The following is a 15,376-nucleotide window of genomic DNA, read 5'->3' on the forward strand; positions in this document are numbered from 1 at the left end:
GGTACGGGCCGGCCTCAGATCCGGGTCATGGTGGTCTCGTACCCGCCCCCGCCGGGGTAGACCCACCCGCCGGTGGCCGTGTCGCCGTCGGCGCTGAAGGTGCCCCGGTAGTAGGCGGGACTGCCCTTCGCGCCGCACCAGATGGTCAGCTCGTCGCCGATCAGCTCGTAGACGTAGTCGAGGGTGTCGCCGGACGAGCCGTAGAACCGCGACACCACTTCCGTACCGGCCGGCTCGCCGAACGGCCGCAGGTTACCGATCACCTCCAGGCCGGTGGCCGACTCGCCGGACTGGCTGAGATCGACGTGCTGGAGCAGGAAGAACCCGCCGGGCATCCACTCGTACCGCACGGTCCCCTCCGCGCCGCCGGTGATCGCCCAGGTGCCGACCAGGCGGTCCAGAGCCTTCAGGCCGGCGCTCGGCCGGTAGTTCTCGGACATCTCGTCTCCTCGGTGAGTCGTGGTGAGTGCTCGCCGGTACCTCGGAGGCGGCCTGTCCGTCCCGACACGCATCTGATGTGATCTGAATCACAATCGGATCGTGTCGAATTCTCCGGCCCGGCCACGAGGTACCGGTGTGATCCGGCCGGGGAGGAGGTCATGACCGCCGTCGCCGCATCCCGTGGCCTCCGCTCCGCCTGATCCTGCGTACATTCACCGGGAACGACCAGGGAGGACTCCCATGAAATACCTGCTGCTCGGTTACACGCCGGCCGCCGCCTGGGACGCCGCCACCCCCGACGCGCTGTCCGAGGAGGCGATGACCGCCTTCGCCACGTACCAGAGGTTCGAGCGGGAACTGATCGAGACCGGCGAGTTCGTCACCGGCGTGGGCCTCGGCCACCCGGTGGTCAGCACCACGGTCCGCAGGACCTCCGACGGCGTGGTGGCGACCGACGGGCCCTTCGCCGAACTGAAGGAGGTCCTGGCCAGCTTCGCCGTGATCGACGTGAGCGACCGGGAGAGAGCCGTGGAGATCGCCTCACGGATCGTCGAGGTGCTGGGCGAGCCGATCGAGATCCGGCCGATCATGGGTGAGGAGTTCACGGCGTGAGCGCGGACGTCGAGCACCTGCTGCGCGTGGAGGCGCCGCAGGTGCTCGGCGCGCTGACCCGGCGTTTCGGTCACTTCGACGTCGCCGAGGACGCGGTTCAGGAGGCGCTGCTCGCCGCGAGCCGGGCATGGCCGGTCGACGGCGTGCCGGACGACCCGCGTAGCTGGCTGATCCGGGTCGGCTACCGGCGGATGGTCGACCTGCTCCGCTCCGAACAGGCCCGGCGCCGGCGCGAGCGGGAAGCCGGGGCGGCCGACCAGGCCATGTGGGAACCGGCTCGCCGGCCGTCCCCGCCGCGGGAGACCGACGACGGCCTCACCCTGCTGATGCTCTGCTGCCATCCCGTGCTGAGTCCCGCCTCCCAGGTGGCGCTCACGCTACGCGCGGTCGGCGGCCTGACGACCGCCGAGATCGCCCACGCCTACGGGACGACCGAGAACACCATGGGCACGCGGATCAGCCGTGCCAAACAGCGGCTGGCCGGCGCCGGCGCGCGCTTCACCCCGCCGGACGACGCCGACCGCGGCAGCCGCCTGGCCGCCGTGACGCAGGTGCTCTACCTGATCTTCAACGAGGGGTACACGGCCTCCGCCGGCGAGGAACTCGCCCGCGTCGACCTGACCCACGAGGCGATCCGGCTGACCCGCATGCTCCACGCCTCCCTGCCGGGCGACGCCGAGGTGACCGGGCTGCTCGCGCTGATGCTGCTCACCGAGTCGCGGCGCGCCGCCCGCGTCCGTGGCGCCGACGAGCTGGTGCCGCTGGACGAGCAGGACCGGACACTGTGGGATGCCGCCCTGATCCACGAGGGCACCGAGCTGATCGACGGCGTCTGGAACCGGCACGAGGTGGGCCCGTACCAGCTGCAGGCGGCGATCGCCGCCGTGCACGCCGCGGCCGCGTCGCCGGAGCGGACGGACTGGCCGCAGATCGCGGTGCTGTATCTGTGGCTCGAACGGCTCACCCCGACCGCACCGGTACGGCTCAGCCGGGTGGTGGCGGTGGCCCGGGCGTACGGTCCGGGCCGGGGGCTGGCGCTGCTCGACGACCTCAACCGGCGTCACCGGCTGGACCGGGACCCGCTGACCCGGCGCCGGGAACGCGCGGTACGCGCTCACCTGCTCCAGATGACCGGCGAAACGGCCGGCGCGGCGGCGTTGTACCGCGAGGCGGCCGCCCTGACGGACAACCAGGTCGAACAGCGGTACCTGCTCGACAGGGCCGACCGTCTCGGCTGACGGCCCTGTCCGGAGGGCCGGTACCGTCAGGCGCCCGCCCCGGTCCCCTCGACATCACCCACGGCCGGATGACGCCGACAGCGTGTCGGACAACCGGGCCGGGGCGCCGCCGGCCCCACGGGAGGCCGGGCCGGGGCCCCGCGCCACGGCGTCGCCCCCGCGGGCTCCGGGGCGCGGACCCACGACGGAAAGCAGGATGCAAGTGGGCTTCGCACAATGACCGGCATGGAAGCCTCCTCCCCCGGCCGCCGCGGCGTGCCACCCCTCCGGCTCGCCGCCGGCGCGGCCTTCATGCTCCTGATCGTCACGGGATGCGGCGCCGGCGCCGGTTCCCTCGGGGACGACCGGCCCGCCCCGGAACGCGTGACCGTCACGGTCACCGCCGAGGCTCCCCCGACCGCCCGGGCCGCCGAGTCCGGCCGCCCTCCGGAGAGCGACGACCCGGCCGGGACGGACGACCCGGCCGGGGCCCGGACGGCGGTGCAGCCGGGAGGGGTCCTCACCGACGGCGGCGCCGTCGCGGCCGAACTCACCCGGGCCGGGCAGCGGGACAGGTTCACCCTGGACCTGGGCGACGCCAGGGAGTTCTACGTCACGGACATGACCGGCGACGACATCCGGCTCCAGGTGTACTCCGAGGTCGACGGCCGGCCGGTGGGCCCGTCCGGCATCGCTCTCAGCTGGGGCACGTCGGTCGTCAAGCTGACCAAGGCGGGCAGGCACCGGCTGGAGGTCTTCGGGAACACGAACGTCGTCGGGCCGTACGGTTTCCGGATCGCGACGGTGAAGGTCCGCACGTTCCCGGCGGCGATCGGCCTGCGGATCGGCGAGGGCGGCCCGGACGGCGCGGGGCGGCTGGACGTCCCCGGGCGCATCGACCGCTTCGAGTTCGACGCGGACGGCGCGTCGGCCATCAAGGTCCTCGGCGGGGCCGGGGCGTGCGAGGCCATCGAACTGGAGCTCGTGGACGCCGCGGAGAGGAACGTCGCGAGCCCGCGGCAGCCCATCCCCCTGTGCGGATACGAGGCCGACATCCCGCTCTCCGGCGGGGACGGCCGGTACGCGCTCGTGGTCAGGTCGGGCTCGGCGAAGACGGGACCGTACTCGTTCCAGATCGCGCGGGCGGGCTGAACACCGGTCCGGCATCGGACCGGCGCCGGACCGGGCTCAGGGCCTGCCCAGGATTCCGCGGTACTCCAGTCCGCTCCCGCCCTCCTGACCGACGAAGTCCAGCGTCGCCGGGTCCTTCAGGGTGAGGGTCATGTCTCCCCCCACGCACTGGTCCCGCTGCGCCCGGGTCAGGTCGAGCACGTTCCCGGCCCTGACCCGGGTCAGCGTGACCTGCTGGTCGCACGCACCGGACCGCCACGTCCCCGCCGGCCGGTCGCCCGGCAGGGTGAGCGTGACGTCGACGGCCTTCCTCCGGGCGTCCTGCGAGACGACGCGGCCGGTCCACGTCCCGGCGAACGCCTCCGGGACTCCCCCGCCCGGCCGGGCCGAAGCCGGGACCGAAGGCTGCGACGGCGGCGTCGTGGACGTCGTGGAACGCGACCGCTCGTCCGCGACCGGGCGTGACGGGTCCGACCGCCCGTCCGCGGCCGAACGCGATCCGGTCTTCCCGCCGGTCCCGGCCTGCGACCCCGCCGCGTCACCGCCGGGGGAGCCGCCGAGGACCCCCGTGGCGTACAGCACCGCCGCCGTCGCGAGCACCGCGACGGCACCGGTGACCGCGATCAGTACGGCGGGCCTCCGCCTGCGCCGGGGCGTCGGCTCGCCGTACCGCGGCGCCGGCTCACCTCGCCCATGGACCGGCTCACCATGCCCGGGGGCCCGGTCAGCGTGCCCGGGGACCGGTCCGCCGTGCTCCGGCGTCGTCTCCCGGTCCGCCCGGCCGCCCCAGCCGGCGGGCAGGTAGGCGGTGGGCACCGGGCCGACCTCGGGGACCGTGACGGTCGGGGCGCCGGGCTCGACCAGGCGGATCATGAGCGCCCGGGCGGAGGGGCGCGCTCCGGGGTCCTTGGCCAGGCAGACGGCCAGCGTCTCCCGCAGCGGCGCCGGAACGCCCGTGAGGTCGGGCTCGGCGCCGAGGATACGGCGGAAGATCGCGGCGACGGTGTCGCTGCCGAACGGCGCCCGGCCGGTGGCGGCGTAGGCCATGGTCGACGCCCAGGAGAACACGTCGGCCGCGGGCGAGCCGTACACGCCGTTGAGCTGCTCGGGGGCCATGTACGGCGGAGTGCCGGACATCGACGAGGGCATCGTGCTCGCGTCGAGCAGCTGGGCGATGCCGAAGTCGACCACCCGCGGGCCGTCCGGGCCGAGCAGCACGTTGGCCGGCTTGAAATCCCGGTGGACGACCCCCGCGCTGTGGATGGCGGCGAGCGCGGTGGCCGTGGCGACCGCCAGGCGGTCGAGGTCGCCTCCGCGCAGAGGCCCTCCACCACGCACCCGTTCCTGGAGTGAGGGGCCCGCGACGAACTCGCTGACGACGTAGGGGTCAGGCCGGCCGGTCTCCGCCGTCAGCACCCGGGCCGTGCAGAAGGGGGCCACCCGCAGCGCCGATCGCAGCTCCCTGGCCAGCCGGCGGCGCGCGGCGGGATCCGAGCCGCTGCGCAGCACCTTGATCGCCACCCGTTCGCCGGACCGGCTCCGCCCTTCGTAGACGATGCCCTGCCCGCCCTCGCCGAGCCGCCCGACCACCTCGAACTCCCCCAGGGCGCGCGGGTCTCCCGGCTCCAGCGGACCAGCGGGCATCGGCTCCTCCACGCGCGGGGTCGTCCCCTCACCCTAGCGACGCGGGACCCGCCCCACCACGGTCCCGTCGAGGCGACGGCCGGGGGCCCGAAGTGGAGGACGCGGCCGAGCATCGAGCACCGAAGCGAACCGGGTTTGGATGGAGCGTGCAGGTTAATATCACTTTCACCCTTATCTTTCAGCTCAGGCACCCTGACGTCGAAGCAGAAGGACGAACCCCCCATGAGACGATGGGTCGTGCTGGCGGCCGCCGTACTGACCGGGGTCGCGCCGGTCGCCACGAGTCCCGCCGCCGCGCAGGCGGACGCCCCCGACCCGGTACGTGCGATCAAGCGGCAGCTCCGCGGCGAGCACGGCGTACGGATCTCCGAGACCGACCGCTTCCACTACGGCGCGAAGTCGACGGTCTCCGGAAGCGGGACCCGGATCACCGGCAGGCTCCGGCTCGCCCCGTCGGGCCCGGTCGCCGCGGACCTCACCTGGCGGGGCCTTCCCGCGCCGAAGGCCGGGAAGCCCGCGAAGCCCGGTGAGCAGACCTCCCACCGCATGATCCGCGTCGGAGAGAACACCTACGACGACGCCGCCCACTACCCCGGCGGGCCGGTCCCGGAGGGCAAGAAGTGGATCCGGTTCCCGGAGAAGCACCGGGGAAGCGCCAACCGGGACATGGCCCGGGACGCCAGCCTGCAGCCGATCGACCTGTACGACACGTCCCTGATGAAGACCCTGCTGAAGTGCTCGAAGCGCGAACGCGTCTCCGGCGGCCTCCTCTACCGGGGCACCCTGAGCCGCAAGGAACTGGGCAGGCTCTCCGGAGGCGCCTTCGTCGACTGGGCCTCGGGACGGCTCGTCGGCGCGAAGAGCAAGGGGAAGGTCTCCTGGCGGCTCTGGACCGACCGGACCGGCCTGCCCAAGCGCCTTCTCACCACCGACACCGTGGGAGAGGGAAAGAACGCCCTGGTCAAGCGGAGCGACACGCGCTACACCGGCTGGGGGTCCCGTCTCGTCATCACCGCCCCGCCCGCCGACGAGGTCATCGACGAAGCCGACCTGCTGGAGTACGTCCGCGAGCGGAACGAGCCCATTCCGGAGGACTCCGGCAACACCTGAGTCGCTCCACCGTGGCCGGTGCCCGGCCGGCCTGGACGACGTCGCCCCGGAGGACGGACGCGGCCGCTCGCTACCGGGTCGGCCTGGTCGTCTTCCTGGCTTCGAGGGCCGGGGAGGGCGGCAGGACGCCGACGCCGGCACGGGCCTCGAAGACGAGCTGGGTCTGCGTCTGCCGTACGCCGGGATGCACAGTGATCCGTTCGAGGATCAGGTCACGGAGGTCCTGTGGGGTGGCGACGGCGGCATGCACGAGGAAGTCGTCGTCACCGCTGACGTGGAAGACCGCCAGGACGCCGGGTGTCTCGACCAGCCGATCGAACAGGGTGCGGACCGGGTCGCGGTTGTGGCCGCCCAGCCGGACCCGGATGATCGCCTGCAGCGGACGGCCCAGCGCGGCGGTGTCGATGTGCGCGTGGACGGCGGTGATCACACCGGAAGCGCGCAGCGCGCGCACCCGGTAGGCGCACGTCGACTCGGCGACACCGACCTGAGCCGCGAGTGCGGCGTTGGTCAGGCGGCCATCCCGGGACAGGGCCGCCAGGATCTTCAGATCGGTGCCGTCGAGTTGTGGATCCTGCGGTACACGTCGCGACATCGCGCCTCCCGTTTGCGGATTCCGCACCAACTATCCGGAAACAGGCCGCCTTCCACAACATATCTTGAGGATGATTGGCGATTCCCCGACAGTCGGGCCATGACATCCCGTTCTCTTCATCCCGACACCGTCGCCGTACACGCTGGGCGTGAGGATTTGGCGGATCTCGGGGTGCACGCGCCTCCGATCGATCTCTCCTCGACCAACCCGCTGCCGGACATCGAGACCGGAGGACACGCCTACGAGACGTTGGCCTCCGGCGGTGATCCGGAGGGAACGGCTGTCTACGCACGGCTGTGGAACCCGACGGTGGCGCGGTTCGAGGCGGGATTGGCGAGATTGGAGCACGCGGAGGCGGCGGTCGCCTTCTCCTCCGGCATGGCGGCGCTGACGGCGGCGCTGCTTGCGGCGACGCGGGAGACCGGGCGACGCCATGTCGTGGCCGTCCGCCCCCTGTACGGCGGCGCCGATCACCTGCTGGCATCGGGCCTGCTGGACGTCGAGACGACGTTCTGCGAGGGCACGGGAACGGCGGTGACCGCGGCGATCCGCCGCGACACCGCGCTGGTCGTGCTGGAAACCCCCGCCAACCCCACGCTCGACCTGGTCGACATACGTTCCGTCGTGACGGCGGCGGACGGGGTGCCGGTGCTGGTGGACAACACGTTCGCGACGCCCGTACTGCAGAACCCGCTCGGGTTCGGCGCCGCGATGGCGCTGCACAGCGCGACCAAATACCTGGGCGGGCATGGCGACGTGGTGGCGGGTGCGATCGCCTGCGACCGGGAGCGCGCCGCGGCACTGCGCCGGGTACGCGCGATCACCGGTGCGCTGCTCCATCCGCTGGGCGCCTACCTGCTGCATCGCGGGCTGGCGACGTTGCCGGTGCGGGTACGCGCCCAGCAGGCGAACGCGCGCGCCGTCGCCGCCTGGCTCGCCGACCACCCGGACGTGGCCCGCCTCCACTATCCCGCCGACGACCATCCGCTGGTCGGGCGGCAGATGAACGGCACCGGCGCGATGCTGTCGATTGAGTTGCGCGGCGGATACGACCAGGCCGCCCGCCTCACCTCAGCCGTCCGGGTGTTCACGCACGCGGTGTCGCTGGGCGGCGTCGACTCCCTGATCCAGCACCCGGGCGCGCTCACCCACCGTCCGGTGGCCTCCGACGCCCGCCCCACCCCGGCCCTGGTCCGCCTGTCCATCGGCCTGGAGAACCCTGTGGACCTCATCGACGACCTGGACCGCGCCCTGTCCGTGAACCGCCGTACTCGCACCCACCGTTCGGCGATCAGGTCCCGGACCCCGGATCTCCAGACCTGACCTCCTCCGGGACGAGTCATACGGCTCGCACGGCGACGGGATCCCCGCCCTGGCGATGGTTCGGGGAACTTCGACGAGCCGTACGGCTCGCACGGCGACGGGATCCCCACCTTGGCGATAGTTGTACGCCGTTCCTCGCCCCGTATCGTCCCCACCAGTGACCCCGGCCGTACGAGAAGGGGACGGCATGACCGACGACGTGGTGCGAGGCGTTTTCCAGGTGGTCGACTCGTTCGACCCCGACGAGTTCGCCCTGCTGCTGACCGAAGACGCCACCCTGGTGTTCGGCAACGCCGAACCGCTGGCGGGACGCGAGGCCATCGTCGCCGGGCTACGGGCGTTCTACTCCACCATCGGCGGCCTGCGGCACCGGATCGTCAGAAGCTGGCAGGTGGACGCCGACGTCATCGCCGAGACCGAGGTGACCTACCGGCGGCTCGACGGCAAGGACACCAGCGTCGTGGCCGTGTCGATCTGGCGCACCCGCGACGACGGCCTGATCACCGACTACCGCATATTCGTCGACCTCGCTCCCGTCTACGCGGCCTGACGCTCCAGCGAAACCACGGAAACTCATCCACTGGGGTGAGCCGATCCACCCGGACACGGTCAGTTCCCTGATCGCGACCATGATCCGCCGGTACACCGATCCGAAGGAAGGACCGAAGCCGACGGAGCCGCTCTCTCATGCACGGCTGCATGACCTACGGCACATCCACGCCACGACGTTGCTTCTAGCCGGCGTCCCTGTTCACGTGGTCGCCGCTCGGCTCGGCCACGCCGGCCCGTCCATCACGCTCCGGGTCCACTCCCTGTCGATCTCCCTGCCCGTCACCCTGCCGACAAGCGCCATGGCCGACGTGAGACAGGTCGCCATGGGCGGGCCAGTTCGGCGGCGGTGAAGTAGCGCACCCTGTAGCAGGCCTGGATGGCCGCGACACCGAAGGGAGCGGACTCCCTGAACGGTGATCAATGTGACTGGCTGACACCGTCATGATCACCGTTCAGGACCCCTCCCCGCGACCGTGGACAACCCGCGGACAAATGGGGACTTGAAACTGGCCACCAGTGGTGACCCCGACCCGGCCACCCGCGGACTTCTGCACGGCCACGGACGCAGGGCCCCGGTCGCCCGATGAGAACCCTGGCGCAAGTGATCGCGGGACATCCGTTGGCGGGCGGGTGGGCGGTCAGGGGCGCTCGCCGAGGGCGTCGGTCCAGCCCATCGCCTCGTAGGCCACGGACCGGATCGGCTTGGCGGCATCGTCGAGGGCCTCGTTGGCCAGCAGCCGGCCGGTCTCCGGGTCGACGACGAGGCGGAACCCGGGCGCCCGGTCGGGGGCGTATTCGGAATCCCCCTCGGCCGTTCCCATCACGATCGCGACGCCGTGGCGCCCGAGCGGGCCGGTCACCTTCCCGGCCACGGTGAGTCCGGGCTGGTCGGCGAGCAGACGGTACAGGGCCGCGCGGGTGCCCGGCGTGAGGGGCCCGGCCAGGAGGTCCTGCGCCGTCGACCAGACGTACAGCGGATAGCCGACCCGCAGGGGGGACTCCGGGTCGTCGGCATCCGCCCGGTGGCGGCGCCGCAGCTCCTTGTCCAGCCCCGCCTCGGTGGTGGGCAGCTTCGCCAGCTCGTCGATGCTCAGCCGCCCCTGCCCGATCATGAACCGTATCGGCATGTCGTAGTCGTTGACGCGCGGCTCGGCATGGGGATCGTCCACACCGAGTAGTCCCTCCCCGGCCCCGTCGATTACCGGTCGTACGGAAAACACGTCACGGCCCGGTGGCAGGATGTGGAGCCCGTATCCACTCGATGGAAGAGGATCCCGGACATGGCCGTCATTCACCACACCACCCTCACGCCGACCAAGCTGGAACTGCTGACCTCTTGGCTGCCCTCGCGGCCGTGGTACTCCGGTGGAGTGAGCGAACCACGGCTGACCAAGGCCGGCGGCTTCCGGCTTGACGATCCCCGGGGTGAGGTCGGGATCGAGTTCATGGTGGTCACCGACGACTCGGCCACCCACCCGGCCGGTTACCTGGTGCCGCTCACCTATCGCGGTGCCCCGCTCGACGGGGCGGAGCACGCCCTCATCGGCACCATGGAGCACGGGGTGCTGGGACGGCGCTGGGCCTACGACGGCTGCCACGACCCGGTGCTGCTCGACCGGTTGTCGGCTCTGATCGAGGGCCGGGCCCAGGCGCAGAAGCAGAGCGTCAGCGACACCCCCGACCCGGAGATCGCCCGCTCCTACACCGGTGGCGGCCTCGCCCCCGCGGACCTCACCGCCACCGCCACCGACGACCGGGAGGGCACCGACCTGCCCGCCCCTCCGGGCATGGCCCTCCGTCTGCACCGGGTCCTGCGTCCCGCCCCGGATGACGCGTCCCTCCTCCCGCCGGAAGCGGTCGGCCACGTCGCGGGCTCCTGGGACACACCGGACGGCGCCCGCGCGCGGGGCCTGTTCGTCGTCCTGCACGCCTAGATCTCAGTGAGGGGCGAACCTCCGAGCGGGTGACCCGCGCGGAGGCCTTCCCGCCTCCGCGCGGTCGGGAGCGGCAAGAGGGCGGCGTCGCCGTACCCGCCTGCCGTACAGCGCTTTCCCGGACGTGACCTGAGCCGACGGAGACGAGCCGGGCGCAGGTCGCTCTCCCGGTCTCGCCGCGGCGGGTGAGGCGCGGGAGGATGTATACGAGATGCTCCGTTAGCTTGAGTGAACACCGTGGGCGCTGTTAGCTTCACTCGGTGGATGACATGCCTGCGCGGACGGAGGCGATCGAGGTCTTCGCGGCGACGCTGCGAGAGCTTCGCAGGTCGGTCGGCAACCCGCCCTTCCGGGAGATGTCCGGCCGGTCGGGGGCGATCTCACACACGACACTGCACGAAGCCGCGAAGGGTAACCGGCTCCCGAGCTGGGAGACCACCGTCGAGTTCGTCAAGGCGTGCGGCGCGGACCCGGCGGCGTACCGCGAACGCTGGGAGAGGGCGAACGCGGCGGTCAGATCGGCGAGCGCCGGAGAACCCCCGAGCCGCACGGACGCCCCGGGAGCCCGTCCGTCCGACGGGCTCGAAGCCTCCGCCACGGATGTCGCGGAAGGCCGTACCGCGCGCGGCGCCACCGGGTCGCAGGCCCCGGCGCGGGCCGGTGGGACCCCGGTGCCTCCGCCCACACCGCCGCCGCCCGATGAGACCGCGGGCGACGTCCAGGCGGTCCCCTCCACGACGGGAGACCGGAGACGGTTCCGGCCGGCCCGCCCGGCCGCGCTCGCGGCAGCGGTGGCGGCCGTCGTCGTGGCGGCGGCGGTCTTCATCGCGGTCGCCGTCAATCGCGGCTCCGGGACCGACGGGGACGACCTGAACCCGTCCGAGATCTCACCGGATACCCGGTTGTCGGCGACCGACTGCCCGGTGCGCGCCACCAACCCGCCGTGGAGGCCGGCCGCCCACGAAGGTGACTCGGCGAAGTTCATCGGGGACATCACGCTGCCCGACTGCACGCGCGTCGGCCCCGGCCAGACCGTGACCAAGGTGTGGCGGCTCAAGAACACCGGGACCGTGCCGTGGAAGGGATATTCGCTGCGCCGCCTCGGCCTGCCGCAGCGACCCGACCAGTGCCAGACCCTCTCCGACGTGCCGATCAAGGACACGCGGCCCGGAGAGATGGTCGACATCCAGACCGACATCACCACGCCGGGGAAGCCCGGCCTGTGCTACGTGCGGTTCAAGATGATGGACGGTTCGGGGCAGGTCGCATATCCCGGAGGCCGGCCGATCAACTTCCAGGTCATCGTCGGCTGACGCCTGATTCCCCGCCGTGCGGGGCACGACGGGGAATCAGGGGCACGACGGGGAATCAGGGGCGGACGGCCTCCCGGGGGTCAGGAGCCGAGAACGATCCCCCTGTAGTAGTACTTGAGAATCCTGGAGTAGCTCCAGCCCGCCCTGGCCTTGTCACGGGAGCCGGTCTGCGACATCCAGTCGCCGGTGACCCAGTCAGAGCACTTCGTGGACGTGGAGCAGTACTGGGCCTTGAAGATCTCCCCGTTGCGCGTCATCCGAGTGCCCCATGTCGCGTCCACCGCGGCGTTCGTCGCCGCCGTCGCGGAGTTCGGCTTGTACATCTGGCTGGACGTGCTGTCGGTGACGTCGTAGCACTGGCCGCTCGGCGTCTTCTTCGTCGACTTCAGCGCCCAGCGCCAGCCGAAGTTCTTGACCGCGATCGCCCCGGCCCTGAGAGACTCCCTCGGCCAGTACGACGGCCACTCGTTGGGCAGGACGTTCTTGACGTAGGTCCTGAAGTCCACCCGCTCAACGCGGTTGAGGGATTTCCGGTAGACGAGGATCGTCGTGGGCATCCTGGTGTGCGTGCCGTCGGTCTTGCACCCGGTCGGCGGCGCGGAGCCGCTCATGAGCCGGTGGGAGGCGTTCTGGTTCTTGAGGCCGGGCTTGAGGCCGCCCTTGGCGCCGGACGCGAAGTCCTGGGAGCCGCCGCCGTAGTTGCTGTTGAAGTAGACGCGGACCGTCTTGCCGGTACGGTTCCAGACCGAGGCGGCGGAGTTCTTGACGCACTTGCCCTTGCCGGCGCCGGGGCCCTTGAAGTCGAAGCAGGAGGGCTGCTTGGTGCCGTAGTCGGCGACGGATCCGGTGAAGTCGGACAGGGATCCCTGGTTGCCGCTGTTGAAGTAGTAGCAGAACTCGCCGGGCTCGCAGACGCCGTTGCGGGCGGCCGCCGAGGCGGGAGAGGCGGCGGCGAGCACCGCCCCGCCGAGCACCATCGCGGTGGCCGACGCGGTGAGGATCCTGTTGAGCGTCTTCATGGTGTTCTCCTTCGTGTCCGTGCAGGTGGGGTTCGATCTGTTCGGTCGGGGTCCGGGACGGTCAGCGACGCCGGTACTCCTCCCAGGTGCGGATGGTCACCTTCGGGCCGTCGTCCGGGCCGCGGCCGGAGAGGCCGTTCAGGCCGAGGTAGTAGTCACCGGTCTGGTGCTGGGCCTGGCTGGAGAGGTCGGTGTCGTTGATGGCGGCGGCGTGGATGTGCCACGGCCAGTCGGCCTGGTCGGGGCTGCGCAGCCATGCCGCGAAGCCGACACGTCGCAACGCGCGGACGGCGGCGGTGCGGGTGACGGAACTCATCCCCTTGACCGAGATGTCGACGACGCCGCCGCCGTCGTGGGTGCCCGCGGACGTGGGGTCGCCGCCGGGGTTGTACGACCCCTGCAGCAGCACGAGGTCGCGGCCGAGCAGCCGCTCCGCCTCGGCCAGCATGCTCCGCGTGCGGGTGTCGACGACGAAGTCACCGTCGGGCACCCGGGCACCCGGCGCGATGGCGTGGGTGACCGTGAAACGGCCGGCTCCGAGCTTGGTGAGCGACGTCTTGCCCGGAAGGCCGTTGGCGGCGAGACCGCTGAAGCCGAGTGACCTCTGGAACTTCGCGAAGGCGGTGACCGTCGTGGTGCCGAAGTAGCCGTCCACCCACTTCGCGTCGAGCATCTTCCGGTCGCGCAGCGCCCGCTCGACGAGGAGCACGCCGGCCTTGGCGCCCGGAGTCACCGTGTCGTCAGGCCGCCGCGGGTCGATCTGGGCCGCCTTGACGACGGCTTCCATGTTCACGCTCGGAAGAGCCCTGGCGTCGGCCGCCTGCGCCGCCGGCATCCCGGACACTCCGGTCAGGCAGGCGAGCAGGGCGGCCGCCGTGAAGGCGGTGGCGCGTGGAGGCGGCTTCATCGTTTCTCCCGGTGTGGATCCGCCGGCAGGTGGTCCCTGCGGCGAATCCACCGTTTCGGAACGCTCAAGCCGTCCACAACGAGATCGTGTTGTCAGCCTGTTCGACGATGCTCCGTACAGGCCGTACGCGCCGCCTGACGGGTCATCCCATGGCGTACGCGCCATCTGACAGGTGATCCCATGGCGAACAGGACACACGGTCTGACGTGGGGCTGTGTCATGGGGATGTGCTCACAGCCCGCCCAGGGCCCCGGTCGCTCGATGAGGACCCCGGGCGCGGGTGATCGCGGGACATCCGCCGGCAGACGGGTGGACGGTGGTGGCGGCCTTCAACGATCATTCGATAAGTTCGCGAACAGAAGTTCGATGATTTCGCGCCCGGACGCCCGGCTGTCTCCGTACCGAGGCATAGGCCGGAGCAGTGAGGAGAACACCATGGGAATGATCCACATCGACCTGTTCGCGACGCTCGACCTCGTCGGCCAGGCGCCGGGGGATCCCGAGGAAGACCCGGACGGCTTTCCGTACGGGGGATGGCAGGCACCCTTGTTCGACGAGACGGTCGGCCGGCACGTCGGCGCCGGAATGGAGAGCATGGACGCCCTGCTCCTGGGCCGCAGGACCTACGACATCTTCGCCGCGTTCTGGCCGGACCAGGTCGACGGCGTCGACGGCGGGGTCGCCGAACTGTTCAACAGCGTCCCGAAGTACGTCGCCTCACGGGGCAACCCGGATCTGGGCTGGGCGGGCTCCACGCAGCTGGGACCCGATCTGGTGAGCGCCGTGCACGAGCTGCGTGACAGGCACGAGCACATCCACGTGATCGGAAGCCTGAACCTGGTGCAGACCCTCCTGCACGAGCGCCTTTTCGACCGGCTCGACCTGTGGATCTTCCCTATCGTGCTCGGCGTCGGCAAGAAGGTGTTCGACGGCGGTACGGTGCCCGCCAACCTGACGCTCCTCGAACCGCCCGTCACCTCGTCCACGGGCGCCGTGCTCCTGCGTTACGGCCTCGGCGCGGGGACCCCCGGCACCGGCGACATGCGGCGCGAGGACCGCGGCGGCGGTCCGAACTGAGCGGTGCCCGTATCGGTGGCTACCACGCCGCACCCGTACCCGGCGGCGGTTGCGGCCACAGGGTTCGGTTCCGGTTCCATCCGGGGTCGCAGGACACCGCGGACCGACGGTAGACGTCGCATCATCGGGACCAAAGCGGTTGTGGAGTACGGAGCATCCACTGGATGATCATGAGTATGGCCGAACCGCCTGACCCTTTGCCCGAGTTCTTCGACTGCGGCTGCCCGGACATCTATCACTGCCCGCAGGCCGGTGAGGTCGAATGCCCCCGGCACAGTGGCTTCGACGTCTGCTGTGACGCGGTCGAGCGGCACATTCCGATTCGTGTACCCACCGGTCGTCAGGAGGCTCCGTGACGGAGGAAGAGAAAGAGGTACCCGTAGGTCAGGCCCTGAACGGCCTCGACGTCTATCCGCTGCCCGAGGGATGGACCGCCCTCGGGGCGATGGTCACGTCCAGCGAAGTGGTGTATGAGCTGCCCTTCGCGTGATCCTGTTTCTG

Annotated in this window: 18 protein-coding genes; 12 read left to right on the forward strand and 6 right to left on the reverse strand. The window is 71.3% G+C overall.

Going from position 1 to position 15,376, the window contains the following annotated elements; genetic code table 11:
* Positions 1 to 14: 14 nt before the first annotated feature.
* Positions 15 to 440 carry a hypothetical protein gene (locus tag AB0D67_RS34030; RefSeq protein WP_362945116.1) on the reverse strand — a complete coding sequence of 142 codons (426 nt, stop codon included), beginning with the start codon at positions 438 to 440 and terminating at the stop codon, positions 15 to 17.
* A gap of 241 nt (positions 441 to 681) precedes the next feature.
* Between AB0D67_RS34030 and AB0D67_RS34035 the strand changes: the two genes are divergently transcribed.
* The 3 genes from AB0D67_RS34035 to AB0D67_RS34045 all read left to right on the forward strand — a co-directional run bounded on the left by AB0D67_RS34035 (position 682) and on the right by AB0D67_RS34045 (position 3,422).
* Positions 682 to 1,053 carry a YciI family protein gene (locus AB0D67_RS34035; protein ID WP_362945118.1) on the forward strand — a complete coding sequence of 124 codons (372 nt, stop codon included), beginning with the start codon at positions 682 to 684 and terminating at the stop codon, positions 1,051 to 1,053.
* Positions 1,050 to 2,291, forward strand: a complete 1,242-nt coding sequence (locus AB0D67_RS34040) for a sigma-70 family RNA polymerase sigma factor (protein WP_362945120.1) — start codon at positions 1,050 to 1,052, stop codon at positions 2,289 to 2,291. The genes AB0D67_RS34035 and AB0D67_RS34040 overlap by 4 nt, the downstream gene beginning before the upstream one ends.
* Positions 2,292 to 2,516: 225 nt before the next feature.
* Entirely contained in the window at positions 2,517 to 3,422 is a 906-nt protein-coding gene (locus AB0D67_RS34045; RefSeq protein ID WP_362945122.1) for a hypothetical protein, read from the forward strand.
* Positions 3,423 to 3,458: 36 nt separating this feature from the next.
* On the opposite strand, the gene AB0D67_RS34050 is transcribed toward AB0D67_RS34045, so the two are convergent.
* The gene (locus tag AB0D67_RS34050) at positions 3,459 to 5,045 is read right to left on the reverse strand and encodes a serine/threonine-protein kinase (RefSeq protein WP_362945124.1); all 1,587 of its coding nucleotides are present in this window, start codon (positions 5,043 to 5,045) and stop codon (positions 3,459 to 3,461) included.
* A 222-nt stretch (positions 5,046 to 5,267) separates the two neighbouring features.
* Here AB0D67_RS34050 and AB0D67_RS34055 point away from each other — a divergent pair, with 222 nt between their 5' ends.
* The gene (locus AB0D67_RS34055; protein WP_362945126.1) at positions 5,268 to 6,155 is read left to right on the forward strand and encodes a hypothetical protein; all 888 of its coding nucleotides are present in this window, start codon (positions 5,268 to 5,270) and stop codon (positions 6,153 to 6,155) included.
* A 70-nt stretch (positions 6,156 to 6,225) separates the two neighbouring features.
* On the opposite strand, the gene AB0D67_RS34060 is transcribed toward AB0D67_RS34055, so the two are convergent.
* On the reverse strand, positions 6,226 to 6,750 hold the full coding sequence (locus tag AB0D67_RS34060; protein ID WP_362945128.1) for an Lrp/AsnC family transcriptional regulator: 525 nt from the start codon (positions 6,748 to 6,750) through the stop codon (positions 6,226 to 6,228).
* Between the two features lie 99 nt (positions 6,751 to 6,849).
* Between AB0D67_RS34060 and AB0D67_RS34065 the strand changes: the two genes are divergently transcribed.
* From AB0D67_RS34065 to AB0D67_RS34075, 3 genes are all read left to right on the forward strand, one after another.
* Entirely contained in the window at positions 6,850 to 8,073 is a 1,224-nt protein-coding gene (locus tag AB0D67_RS34065; protein WP_362945130.1) for a PLP-dependent aspartate aminotransferase family protein, read from the forward strand.
* Between the two features lie 187 nt (positions 8,074 to 8,260).
* On the forward strand, positions 8,261 to 8,623 hold the full coding sequence (locus AB0D67_RS34070; RefSeq protein ID WP_362945132.1) for a nuclear transport factor 2 family protein: 363 nt from the start codon (positions 8,261 to 8,263) through the stop codon (positions 8,621 to 8,623).
* Positions 8,624 to 8,702: 79 nt separating this feature from the next.
* Positions 8,703 to 8,975: a tyrosine-type recombinase/integrase gene (locus AB0D67_RS34075; RefSeq protein WP_362945134.1), complete on the forward strand. Its 273-nt coding sequence runs from the start codon at positions 8,703 to 8,705 to the stop codon at positions 8,973 to 8,975.
* 288 nt (positions 8,976 to 9,263) lie between these two features.
* Here the strand turns inward: AB0D67_RS34075 and AB0D67_RS34080 are convergent, their stop codons facing one another.
* Positions 9,264 to 9,794: a hypothetical protein gene (locus AB0D67_RS34080; RefSeq protein ID WP_362945136.1), complete on the reverse strand. Its 531-nt coding sequence runs from the start codon at positions 9,792 to 9,794 to the stop codon at positions 9,264 to 9,266.
* Positions 9,795 to 9,905: 111 nt separating this feature from the next.
* Here AB0D67_RS34080 and AB0D67_RS34085 point away from each other — a divergent pair, with 111 nt between their 5' ends.
* Both AB0D67_RS34085 and AB0D67_RS34090 read left to right on the forward strand, forming a co-directional pair.
* Positions 9,906 to 10,559 carry a 1,4-alpha-glucan branching protein gene (locus tag AB0D67_RS34085; RefSeq protein ID WP_362945138.1) on the forward strand — a complete coding sequence of 218 codons (654 nt, stop codon included), beginning with the start codon at positions 9,906 to 9,908 and terminating at the stop codon, positions 10,557 to 10,559.
* A gap of 269 nt (positions 10,560 to 10,828) precedes the next feature.
* On the forward strand, positions 10,829 to 11,872 hold the full coding sequence (locus AB0D67_RS34090) for an NBR1-Ig-like domain-containing protein (RefSeq protein WP_362945149.1): 1,044 nt from the start codon (positions 10,829 to 10,831) through the stop codon (positions 11,870 to 11,872).
* 80 nt (positions 11,873 to 11,952) lie between these two features.
* Here AB0D67_RS34090 and AB0D67_RS34095 read toward each other — a convergent pair whose 3' ends face one another.
* Both AB0D67_RS34095 and AB0D67_RS34100 read right to left on the reverse strand, forming a co-directional pair.
* Positions 11,953 to 12,891, reverse strand: coding sequence for a SpoIID/LytB domain-containing protein (locus AB0D67_RS34095; RefSeq protein ID WP_362945140.1), 939 nt, complete (start codon positions 12,889 to 12,891; stop codon positions 11,953 to 11,955).
* A gap of 61 nt (positions 12,892 to 12,952) precedes the next feature.
* Entirely contained in the window at positions 12,953 to 13,798 is an 846-nt protein-coding gene (locus tag AB0D67_RS34100) for a peptidoglycan-binding protein (protein WP_362945142.1), read from the reverse strand.
* 435 nt (positions 13,799 to 14,233) lie between these two features.
* Here AB0D67_RS34100 and AB0D67_RS34105 point away from each other — a divergent pair, with 435 nt between their 5' ends.
* From AB0D67_RS34105 to AB0D67_RS34115, 3 genes are all read left to right on the forward strand, one after another.
* On the forward strand, positions 14,234 to 14,875 hold the full coding sequence (locus AB0D67_RS34105) for a dihydrofolate reductase family protein (RefSeq protein ID WP_362945144.1): 642 nt from the start codon (positions 14,234 to 14,236) through the stop codon (positions 14,873 to 14,875).
* A 164-nt stretch (positions 14,876 to 15,039) separates the two neighbouring features.
* Entirely contained in the window at positions 15,040 to 15,231 is a 192-nt protein-coding gene (locus AB0D67_RS34110) for a hypothetical protein (protein ID WP_362945146.1), read from the forward strand.
* On the forward strand, positions 15,228 to 15,365 hold the full coding sequence (locus tag AB0D67_RS34115) for a hypothetical protein (RefSeq protein ID WP_362945148.1): 138 nt from the start codon (positions 15,228 to 15,230) through the stop codon (positions 15,363 to 15,365). Before AB0D67_RS34110 ends, AB0D67_RS34115 begins: the two co-directional genes overlap by 4 nt.
* Positions 15,366 to 15,376: the final 11 nt, after the last annotated feature.

This window comes from Streptosporangium sp. NPDC048047, from assembly GCF_040653115.1.
In the GTDB taxonomy this organism is placed as follows: domain Bacteria; phylum Actinomycetota; class Actinomycetes; order Streptosporangiales; family Streptosporangiaceae; genus Streptosporangium.

Excerpts from the sequence above, each read along its gene's own strand:
- AB0D67_RS34030 (WP_362945116.1), bottom strand. The coding sequence starts at position 440 with ATGTCCGAGAACTACCGGCCGAGCGCCGGCCTGAAGGCTCTGGACCGC.
- AB0D67_RS34035 (WP_362945118.1), top strand. The coding sequence starts at position 682 with ATGAAATACCTGCTGCTCGGTTACACGCCGGCCGCCGCCTGGGACGCC.
- AB0D67_RS34045 (WP_362945122.1), top strand. The coding sequence starts at position 2,517 with ATGGAAGCCTCCTCCCCCGGCCGCCGCGGCGTGCCACCCCTCCGGCTC.
- AB0D67_RS34050 (WP_362945124.1), bottom strand. The coding sequence starts at position 5,045 with ATGCCCGCTGGTCCGCTGGAGCCGGGAGACCCGCGCGCCCTGGGGGAG.
- AB0D67_RS34055 (WP_362945126.1), top strand. The coding sequence starts at position 5,268 with ATGAGACGATGGGTCGTGCTGGCGGCCGCCGTACTGACCGGGGTCGCG.
- AB0D67_RS34060 (WP_362945128.1), bottom strand. The coding sequence starts at position 6,750 with ATGTCGCGACGTGTACCGCAGGATCCACAACTCGACGGCACCGATCTG.
- AB0D67_RS34065 (WP_362945130.1), top strand. The coding sequence starts at position 6,850 with ATGACATCCCGTTCTCTTCATCCCGACACCGTCGCCGTACACGCTGGG.
- AB0D67_RS34070 (WP_362945132.1), top strand. The coding sequence starts at position 8,261 with ATGACCGACGACGTGGTGCGAGGCGTTTTCCAGGTGGTCGACTCGTTC.
- AB0D67_RS34075 (WP_362945134.1), top strand. The coding sequence starts at position 8,703 with ATGATCCGCCGGTACACCGATCCGAAGGAAGGACCGAAGCCGACGGAG.
- AB0D67_RS34085 (WP_362945138.1), top strand. The coding sequence starts at position 9,906 with ATGGCCGTCATTCACCACACCACCCTCACGCCGACCAAGCTGGAACTG.
- AB0D67_RS34090 (WP_362945149.1), top strand. The coding sequence starts at position 10,829 with ATGCCTGCGCGGACGGAGGCGATCGAGGTCTTCGCGGCGACGCTGCGA.
- AB0D67_RS34095 (WP_362945140.1), bottom strand. The coding sequence starts at position 12,891 with ATGAAGACGCTCAACAGGATCCTCACCGCGTCGGCCACCGCGATGGTG.
- AB0D67_RS34100 (WP_362945142.1), bottom strand. The coding sequence starts at position 13,798 with ATGAAGCCGCCTCCACGCGCCACCGCCTTCACGGCGGCCGCCCTGCTC.
- AB0D67_RS34105 (WP_362945144.1), top strand. The coding sequence starts at position 14,234 with ATGGGAATGATCCACATCGACCTGTTCGCGACGCTCGACCTCGTCGGC.
- AB0D67_RS34110 (WP_362945146.1), top strand. The coding sequence starts at position 15,040 with ATGATCATGAGTATGGCCGAACCGCCTGACCCTTTGCCCGAGTTCTTC.